Annotated in this window: 7 protein-coding genes and 1 pseudogene; 2 read left to right on the top strand and 6 right to left on the bottom strand. The window is 64.4% G+C overall.

Annotation, left to right across the window (positions count from 1 at the left end; all coding sequences use genetic code 11):
- The coding region (locus tag MKL11_RS10020) for a hypothetical protein (RefSeq protein WP_243942748.1) at positions 1–185 on the top strand (185 nt) is incomplete at its 5' end.
- 36 nt (positions 186–221) lie between these two features.
- Here the strand turns inward: MKL11_RS10020 and terL are convergent.
- Genes terL through MKL11_RS10005 form a run of 3 tightly spaced genes read right to left on the bottom strand, consistent with a single transcriptional unit; the run spans position 222 to position 3,791 of the window.
- Positions 222–1,766: a phage terminase large subunit gene (gene terL, locus MKL11_RS10015; RefSeq protein WP_243942750.1), complete on the bottom strand. Its 1,545-nt coding sequence runs from the start codon at positions 1,764–1,766 to the stop codon at positions 222–224.
- A 2-nt stretch (positions 1,767–1,768) separates the two neighbouring features.
- Positions 1,769–2,305, bottom strand: coding sequence for a DUF5681 domain-containing protein (locus MKL11_RS10010; RefSeq protein WP_243942746.1), 537 nt, complete (start codon positions 2,303–2,305; stop codon positions 1,769–1,771).
- A 10-nt stretch (positions 2,306–2,315) separates the two neighbouring features.
- Complete coding sequence (locus MKL11_RS10005) at positions 2,316–3,791, bottom strand: DNA modification methylase (RefSeq protein ID WP_243942744.1); 1,476 nt, start codon at positions 3,789–3,791, stop codon at positions 2,316–2,318.
- A 366-nt stretch (positions 3,792–4,157) separates the two neighbouring features.
- On the opposite strand from MKL11_RS10005, the pseudogene MKL11_RS10000 reads away from it, so the two are divergent.
- A pseudogene (locus MKL11_RS10000) lies at positions 4,158–5,287 on the top strand (IS630 family transposase).
- A 9-nt stretch (positions 5,288–5,296) separates the two neighbouring features.
- On the opposite strand, the gene MKL11_RS09995 reads toward MKL11_RS10000, so the two are convergent.
- From MKL11_RS09995 to tnpC, 3 genes are all read right to left on the bottom strand, one after another.
- Positions 5,297–5,689 carry an HNH endonuclease gene (locus tag MKL11_RS09995; RefSeq protein ID WP_243942742.1) on the bottom strand — a complete coding sequence of 131 codons (393 nt, stop codon included), beginning with the start codon at positions 5,687–5,689 and terminating at the stop codon, positions 5,297–5,299.
- Positions 5,689–6,132 (bottom strand): hypothetical protein, encoded by a 444-nt coding sequence (locus MKL11_RS09990; protein ID WP_243942740.1) that lies wholly within the window; start codon positions 6,130–6,132, stop codon positions 5,689–5,691. Before MKL11_RS09990 ends, MKL11_RS09995 begins: the two co-directional genes overlap by 1 nt.
- 423 nt (positions 6,133–6,555) lie before the next feature.
- Positions 6,556–7,836, bottom strand: a complete 1,281-nt coding sequence (tnpC, locus tag MKL11_RS09985) for an IS66 family transposase (protein WP_243942738.1) — start codon at positions 7,834–7,836, stop codon at positions 6,556–6,558.
- Positions 7,837–8,693: the final 857 nt, after the last annotated feature.

Genomic DNA, 8,693 nt, shown 5'->3' with positions numbered 1-8,693 from the left:
TCTGGTACGACCGAGCGGAGCCGGAGGCGGCGCCTAGCCTCGTGCTGGAGGGTCTGGCGTATCTGGTCCTGCTGCTGCTCGCCGGGATGGCGTGCGGGGTACGGGTGTATCGGCTGCCCGACCGGCTGTGGTGCCAGGCCGTTGACCGGATAGCACACAGGGATATCCGGCCCGATCCCTCCTAAAGTAAATCGTTTTTCCTAACAGCTTTTGCTGTAAGGTCATAAGATTACGTCGCCAGGCTTCCAACTGGCTGGGACTGCGATGATGCGCGGCTGTTTCGGAGCATCATCTGGGCTATCAACAACAGGCTCTGCTTGAGAATTGGATTGAGGGTTCAGTCGCCCTCCACGAATGCTTTCGCGGGTCCGCCTGACCCTTGGTTCGACCCGAGGTTGGCTCCCAGTCAGGTAATGGAGCGCATACATGGTGGCATCCACCTGATCGTCGTTGCGTCCAATCGGAAAGGCCAGCAATTCGCCGACGTACTCGCCAAGCCACGGCGAATCGGTCGGGAGATACACCTGACCTGCCTCAAACCGGGCTGCTTGCGCCAGCACCCGCGCCTCCTTGTCGTAACGGGGCTCGACCAGGATCGGCACCAATGTCTTGGTTCTACGCAGGTCTTGTAGCAGAGCGTAACCGAGTTGGGTCTTCTCGATCAAAGTCGTATCAACCCGCCAGCGTTCGCTCAACGCGACGATTCTCTGGCGCAACTCCCAAGATTCCCATCGCCCTCTGACCACGTCGAGCAGGTAGTAGTCCAGCCCGACCGCACCCCAGACCGTGCCCACGGACCAATCGCTCGTCTCGGACAGGGTCGAGGCGGTATCCCAGGTGGCCACGATCCGATCGAAGCGGCTCGGGCGTACGTCGTAGCTGCGCAGCCACGAGCGCTGGATCACGTTGCCGCCAACAGGCGCCGGGTCCTGCTGGTACTGTGCTTGGAAGGTCAACGAGCCCTGGGCGCGCCGCATTTGCTCCAACACCGCCATCGGCTCACGCTCGCAGTGCAGCAAGTCTCCAACCCGGCGCCGGTACACGTCCCCGGGGACGTCACTTAGGCGATGTTCGGTATCCTCCACGGCGATCGCGGGCAGTGATACCACCTCCCACTCGTCCCGCTCCAGCACATGGCCGACGAGGTCATCGACATGCAGCCGCTGCATCACGATGACGATCGCGCCGAGCTGCTTGTCGTTCAAGCGTGTGAGCAACGTGTTGTCGAACGCCTCGTTGACCCGCCGACGCTCAGCCTTTGAGAGCGCATCTACCGCCTTGATCGGATCGTCGATCACGATGAGATCAGCGCCGCGCCCGAGCACCGCCCCTCCCATACCGGCGGCAAATACCGAGCCGCGAAGCGTCGTTGTCAGTTCGAGATCGCGGGGTCGCGGGCCCGTCAGCCGGAACCTCGGGAACGTAGAGGCGAACCACGGGCTCTGCGCCAGCAAGCGTCGATCGAGGCTGAACTTTCTGGCGAGATCCTCGGTGTGCGAGATGCAGATTACGCGTCGACTCGGGTCGTGACCCAGCGCGAACATCGGGAATGCGACGCTGGCGATGATCGACTTACCCGAGCGCGGCGGTACGTTGATGATCAACCGGCGCAGGTCGCCGCACAGCACCCGCTCGAGCGCCCAGCACAGATGGTCGTAGTGCCAATTCGGCGAGAACGCCGTTCCCGGCTCGAGCGTCGCGAAGGCTTGCTCGACGAAGGTGGCCAGGTTGGAGCGTAGCGCGACCGACATCATCTCCGCGGTCATGATCACGACGTATGCTCCGGATCGCACCCGGGCCCCAGATTGTCGTTGTCGCTCGCAGCTGAGTTGTCTCCACCCTCCGGTGAACGTTCGGCGAGGATCTGACGCCGCATCCGGGCGTAGTGATTCTGATACACAGCTTCACTTTGCGCCGGATCTGCGCCGGTCTCGCCGGCAACGACTACCGACTCATGGACCGCGACCAGCTTGAAGACCTCCTTGCCGATGCGTGGGTCCGACATCGCCTTGTGGCACATCGAGCGAAACACCGCCTCGCCGCACGACATCTCCACCCGCTTTCCATCGCGATTGAGCTGGACCGTCTCGTTCAAGACGCGCTTCATCATCGCGACGAAGGGCTCAGGCTGCTTGCGGGGCCGCCCCCTCGGGTTACCGGACTGTCCGCGCGAAAAGCGGCCTCCACCGGCACGGGTGCTCCGAGCCCGCCCAGCACCTCCACCGTCCGCACAGGACGTTTGCGGCGCGAGATCGTCCTCTCGCGCGACGACATTGTCGTTCGACTCGATCGGCTCATCGGACATCGCGACCTCCTCACGCGTCGGCCGCGGCCGGTGGCAAGGCCGATGTCTCATACGACCGCCGTTCAGCCTGTTCCGCGAAGGTGAGTCCCGTGCCTGCATGGCGCGCGAGCGCCCCCGTCAGGGCTTCCATCCGCCGGACGGCGACGTCGACGTAGACCGGGTCGAGCTCGATCCCGTACCCGATCCGGCCGGTGCGGTGGGCTGCAAGCAGGGTCGTGCCCGAGCCGCAGAACGGGTCGAGAATCAGGCCACCGCGGTGCGAGGTATCGAGCATTGCGTCTGCGATCAGCCCGACCGGTTTCACGGTCGGGTGCAGGGCCAACGCCTCCTCCCGCCCGCGCCCGAACCCGTTCAGCCCGTGCGCTGACCAGATCGTGGTGCGGTTGCGCCCGTGCCGGCCCAACGCGATGTTGTTGATATGCCGACCCCGCCCGTGTTTCATCACCAGCACGAATTCAGTTTGCTGCCGATAAAGCGAGCCCATTCCACCCACGCCTTTGTCCCAGACGCAGGTCGTGAGTTGGGTCAGACCTGCGCCCCGCGCGGCAGTCAACAGTGGGAGCATCCCGCGTGCGTCGATGAACATCTCGACGATCGCACCGTCTTCGAGATGCGGGACCATCGCACCGAGGAAGCTCTCGTAGAACACGGTGGCCTCGGCCTCGCCCATGCCGGAGCCCTCGACGAACTCTCCGTGCCTGCCGCTGACGTAACCGCGAATGTAACATCCATAAGGTGGATCCGTCGCGACCTTCTGAACGCCCTGGCCGGCGAGCACGGCGGCGTAGCTCTTACCAGCACGAGCATTTCCGCACAGCAGCCGGTGACCACCGGTGAAGTCCCAGATATCTCCAAGGCGCGAGACCGCGGATACCGGCACCTGTGGAAGGGCGTCGGCTGGGTCTGTGCCGTCGATGCAGGACGACGTCAGCGCGAGATCGATCTCCGGCAAATCGAACCCGGTGAACGCGACGAGGTCAGGCTCGACCGCGAGCAGGTGAGCGAACTCGCACGCGAGGGCTTCGGGGTCCCAGGTACTGCTCTCGGCGATCCGATTGAGCGAGAGGCGAAGAGCCCTGACTTCGTCGCCGGTGAGATGGTCGATGACGATCGTGGGCACGGTCGCGTGCTTGAGCCGCCGACAGGCCTCGTAGATCGCGTGACCGTCGATAATGCCCCCAGACGCGGTGACAAGAATCGCCACGCAGCACCCGAACCGCTCAATGTTGCCGGCGAGGCGTTCGACTTGTCCTTTGCCACGCCTGCGCAACGGCCGGTCGAGCAGCTGGATGTCGCCGATCGGCTGATGCGTGATGCTGATGTCACGTGATAACGCGCTCGCCCCCGTGGGAGCGCTGACGCGCGATACTGAACCAGGGGATGTAGCCAAGCTGCGCTGGCGAACACGGGTTGGGATTGAGACGGACATAAGGAAATCTGGCTCCGCGACGGACGAGACGATCGGCAGACAGAACACGAGCTTCATGTGGCTCCGGAGCGATCCGAAGCAGGAGGAAGTCGGTATCAGATCTGCCAGTTCTCGCGCACGGTGCGGGCGGAGCCTGACTGCCTGAGCTTCCCGCTGCGCGGGAGGCCATGTCGATGTGAGAAGACCGCCTCAGCTCACCGTTGCGGTAGCGGCTGAGCGAATGCCTCACAGTCCAAAAAAGGTAGGACTACCCGTTGGATAAGGCCGCCGCCGCCCAAGGTCAACACGCCCGTCGCACAGCCAGTTGCATAGAAAGCATGGCGGCCGCACGCCGCCCCGTCCGGCTGACGCTTGATAGTGCCACCTAGTGCACTGACGCGAACTGAGGATTCACGGTGAGCGTTACGTGTGTGAGTCTGGGGTATGGCCCAGACCGTCTGCGTACTCCTCGACGCCGCCGCCCGTTCACAGTTCACCGCGATCGCCGAGGATCGATCCCGCCCCCTCAAGCAAATCCTACGGGCCGGGATCGTTCTGCTCTCGGCCGAGCGTCTGGACGTGCAGGACCTGGCCCGGCGGGCCGGCGTCAGTCGGCCCGCACTCTGGCGATGTCAGCACCGCTACGGTGAGGACGGCATCGAGGGCCTCCTGTGCGACAAGACCCGTCCCGCCCGGCATCCCGCCTCATCATCCCACACGGACGGTGGCGGAGGTGCTCGCGCTGACCTGTTCAAAGCCGCCCGACGCGTTGACCCATTAGACCGGGCGTGCCGTCGCCGCGCGGATCGGGATCTCGATCCACTTCGTCTAGCGGATCTGGCAGGCACACCGCCTGCAATCACATCGGGTCCGCACCTTCAAGCGCTCGCACGACCCGGCCTTGGTCGAGAAGGTCGAAGACGGGCCCCCATCGAACCTGTTCGATGGGGGCCCGTGTGGTGGGTCTTTATATAGACCCGCGCGCCATGCCGTCATGCTCTCCAGTGACGATCCTTCGACAAGCTCAGGATGAGGAGAGCGAGATCCAGACCTGGAACGAACCTGCCCCGACCGGCCCCTCGGACTAGGACATCCCGCAGCCCAGACCCACGACTGCACCCGCCACGGCACCACGACCATGTTCGCGGTCCTCAACGTCTTGGAGGGCACCGTGCTCGGTCGCTGCATGCAGCGCCATCGCCATGGCGAGTTCATCCACTTCCTCAACGCCGTCGAAGCTGCCATGCCGGCGGGCAAGCTCGTCCACGTGATCCTGGACAACGACGCCGCTCACAGGCACCCAAAGGTCCGCGCCTAGCTCCTCCGCCATCCGCGATGGACCTTCCACTTCACCCCAACCTCGGCCTCATGGGTCGACGTTGTCGAGGGCTTCTTCTCCGCCCCCACGCGCTGCCGCCTGCAACGCGGGACCTTCGCCGGCACCGTCGACCTGCAGGCCGCGATCAAACGGTACATCGCCGAGCACAACCAAAGCCCCAGCCCCTTCCGTCTGGACCAAACCGGCCGCCGCCATCTTCGACGCGCTCAACCGAGCCCCTAAACCATCCGTCTGAATCAGTGCACTAGCGAGATCGCTTGTCCAATCGCTCGCCGGTATCCCGGCGAATGACGCCGCCGCCAATCAGGCGCTTGAACGGGCTGGCTTTACTGCCGGGCAATGGACGCCGGTTCGGGTCGGCGATGCCCAGGTGCCGATCGCGCATCCGGCGCACCCGCGCGATTACGCCGACGTCCATCACCGTCTTGGCGGCATGACATGGCCGGCACAGCACCTGGCAGTTCTCGAGGGAGGCATCATCGGCCAACGCCGCCGGGACGATGTGATCGTAGTGGAAGCGCCCGACCTGCAAGGCACAAGGACAACGGCCGCTGTCTGCGAGTACACCCTCGCATCGCCCCTCCGCGCGGACGATGGCGGCACGGAGCACCGCCTTGCTAAACTCGCGCCGGGGCATCACGCCGCCCCCATGGTCGCGGATAAAGCCGGCCCGCCGAGGTCGGCCGCGATCGCGGCGCGTTCAGCCCGGGTTCCGGCCAAACGGTAGGCGTGCAGTTCACGTGCTCCAAGCGTCACGCAGGCGGCCAGCCAGCCGAGAAAACCAGGATCCCCTGCGTCGCAGGCCCGAGCAGCGACGATCGAAGCCTGACCTTGGGCATCACGGACAACGGCGAGGACGACCGCGGGATCGTCAGCGACCAAATCGACGGTCTCAAGCGGCTGGATCACGACGACATAGCGCCGGCTCGAAGTTCCGCGCCACGCGCTCATCGGGATGAAGCACACGCCGCGCAGCCCCGCGCTGGTGCGCAGTCGTTCTTCGCGAACCGCCGAACGGACGGTGCGATCGGATTTCAACTCGCGCAGAGCGGCGGCCCAGGAGATGCTGCGGTTCGACATGCTCGCACTCACGTCCGCGGGGCGGCAAACGATGCGACGGGCAGGCTCGCCGTCGAGCAAGGGCACTGCGGCGGCGCCGGATGTCCGACATGGGCGGCGGAGGAAAGGATGATCTGAATGAAAAATGGGGCTTGCATAGCGCGCCTCGGGCTCGTGACGGGACTAGCCCCGCCACTGCCTTGGCCCCGCACACGCCCAATGGACTTGCGGGGTAACGCGATCGTTCGGATGCCTTTGCCCACTCGCTGGACGTGTAACTCGACTCACAGTAGCCGGCTGCTTCGTGACACGACTATTCACGCTCCAATCGCTCAAGCAGTCCAGTGGAATATGCTCTTTGCCAGCATGAAATCAGTCAGCGATCGCCCAGATGCCCACTACGCGCTTACGGAATGTAATTACCCAGGCCCGTAGTGGCGGGGTTCAGGCGCCGACGGTCTTGAGGATGGTGCCGAAGGGGCTGCGGCCTGTGAGGCGCGCGGTATCGACGACGGTGCGGATATCGGCCTCGCCCTCGGCGGCCCACATCGCGCGATAGCCGTTGGTCACCTTCCGCTGGATGACGGACGGGCGCAGCAGCCGCTCGCTGCCATTGTTGGTCGGCTCGACCGCGCCGGGGTGGGCGAGGAACACCAGGAGCTGATCGCGAGCCCGGCCGATCTTGGCCTGGAGGGCTCGGGTCAGATCGCAGCCGCTCTGCGTGGCGAGGATGGTGCCGAGCTGTCGATCCAAGGTCCGGCGCTTGGCGGCGAGCGTCGAGGTGGCCAGATCGGTGACGCGCTCGGCCAGGGCGAATACGGATCGCAGCCAGAGCTGCAGACGCCAGGGGACCGGATCGTCGCTCACCTCGACGACATAGGCCACGTCGCGGGCGAGATGGGCGAGGCAGGTCTGGTGTTCGGCGGCGTGACCCTGTTGAGCGGTGTAGCGATCCGAGATCCACACCGCCGGCCGGTGCCCGTCCATCATCTCCCGCACCACGATGGCGCCCCGCGTCGGCGAGGCCGTGTGCACCACGGCGTCGGCGGCGTGGAAGACCCACTGAAAGGCGTTGCTGCCTTCGATCCGGACGCCGGTCTCGTCCGAGGCGACGACGGCGGCCCGGCGCAGGGCTGACACGGCGATCTCGCGACCGGGACGGAAGCAGCCCTGCGCACGGCGGAGCAGGTTCATCAGCCCGCCCTGGCTGAGCGTCAGGCCGAAAAGGTCCGACAAGGCCGCTTGCAGCCGCTCGTAGGAGAGCGCCTGGAAGGTCTTCAGATACGTCGTCACCGCATGCAGCCGCGGGCCGAACGGCGTGCCGCGGGCCGCCTCCGGCACCAGTGCCACGACCCGTGCCCCGCAGGTCGGACAATGAACGGCAAGGCGCAGATGCTGCGTCACCACCGGCATCACCGCCGGCAGATCGATCCGCTCGGAGACGCTGACGACCTCGGTCGACAACTCCCCGTGCAGGTCGCCGCCACAGCACGAGCAGCGATCGGGACGATGCTCGACGACCGCGTCGGGATCGTCGCTGATCGCCCGGCTATGGCCTTCGTGACCGGGCTTGGCCCCGCCGGGCTTGGATTGCTCCCGCCGCTCCTTGTGATCGGTCGCCGGCGGCTTTGAGGAGGTGCGCGAGGTCTTCGCCGGACGCTGCAGCCGCAGCACCAGCTCGATCAGCTCCGCGCGGCTCAGCCGCTCAAGATCGCTTCGGCCCATCCCACGAAGGAATCAGCCAAATCCAATCTGTGCAAGAGGGGAAGGCCCACGCGAAGCGAGCCGCGGCGGCCGGCGCCAACTCAGGCCAAGATACCCCCCTGGGTAATTACTACGGAATTACCGTTTTGCGAACAAAGTTTTTCTGATGAAATGCTCAGAAAAACTTATCCAGACGACCGGCATTATGAGCATAATAAAACGTGATTTATAACAATCTATGTCAGTATTAATCGAGACACACGAGCGCAAACTGAGGGTAATAATGCTTTAAGTTCGATTTATTGCGCAATTTTATACTTGTAAGCACAAGTCAACGATGTCGACGCAGGAGGCGACGATCCAATCGCAGAACCGGTTATCGCACTTGAATTACTAGAAGTCTTCATCGTGTTTTGTTTCGAAGAAATACCCAGATAAGTACAGGCGCGCAAGGCAGCAGTTTTAAATGCATTCATGGTGGCGGGGAGGTTCTCTGAACTCGGGAAACTCAGCCAGATTCTGTGCGTGGTGGCGAAGGCGGAACGTCAGCTTACGGAAGCCCATCTGCTTGACCGCGCAGCCGAACGTGCCTTCGTCCAGCATGACCCCCAAGCTCGTGCAAACCCAGGCGGCCTGAACCTTTAGCCACTTGCGTACACACCGTGTTGGTCCGCGTCCGACCCGTCCTCGTTGATCCGTGCCAGCGTCTGTCGCTTTGCGGCGTCCAGGCTGGGCGCCTAGTGCAGTGACGCGGACGGAGGATTCACGCACACGGTGAGACGTGCGAGTCTGGGCGATGGCTCAGACGGTATGCGTACTCCTCGATGCAACCGACGCGGCACGGCTGGCTGCGATCGCCAGCGACCGCTCCCGTCCGC

The organism is Methylobacterium sp. J-077 (assembly GCF_022829365.1).
Classification (GTDB): domain Bacteria; phylum Pseudomonadota; class Alphaproteobacteria; order Rhizobiales; family Beijerinckiaceae; genus Methylobacterium.
The sequence above is the reverse complement of the archived record's forward strand: the minus strand, read 5'-3'. Positions and strand labels throughout refer to the sequence as shown.

Excerpts from the sequence above, each read along its gene's own strand:
- terL (WP_243942750.1), bottom strand. The coding sequence starts at position 1,766 with ATGACCGCGGAGATGATGTCGGTCGCGCTACGCTCCAACCTGGCCACC.
- MKL11_RS10010 (WP_243942746.1), bottom strand. The coding sequence starts at position 2,305 with ATGTCCGATGAGCCGATCGAGTCGAACGACAATGTCGTCGCGCGAGAG.
- MKL11_RS10005 (WP_243942744.1), bottom strand. The coding sequence starts at position 3,791 with ATGAAGCTCGTGTTCTGTCTGCCGATCGTCTCGTCCGTCGCGGAGCCA.
- MKL11_RS09995 (WP_243942742.1), bottom strand. The coding sequence starts at position 5,689 with ATGCCCCGGCGCGAGTTTAGCAAGGCGGTGCTCCGTGCCGCCATCGTC.
- MKL11_RS09990 (WP_243942740.1), bottom strand. The coding sequence starts at position 6,132 with ATGTCGAACCGCAGCATCTCCTGGGCCGCCGCTCTGCGCGAGTTGAAA.
- tnpC (WP_243942738.1), bottom strand. The coding sequence starts at position 7,836 with ATGGGCCGAAGCGATCTTGAGCGGCTGAGCCGCGCGGAGCTGATCGAG.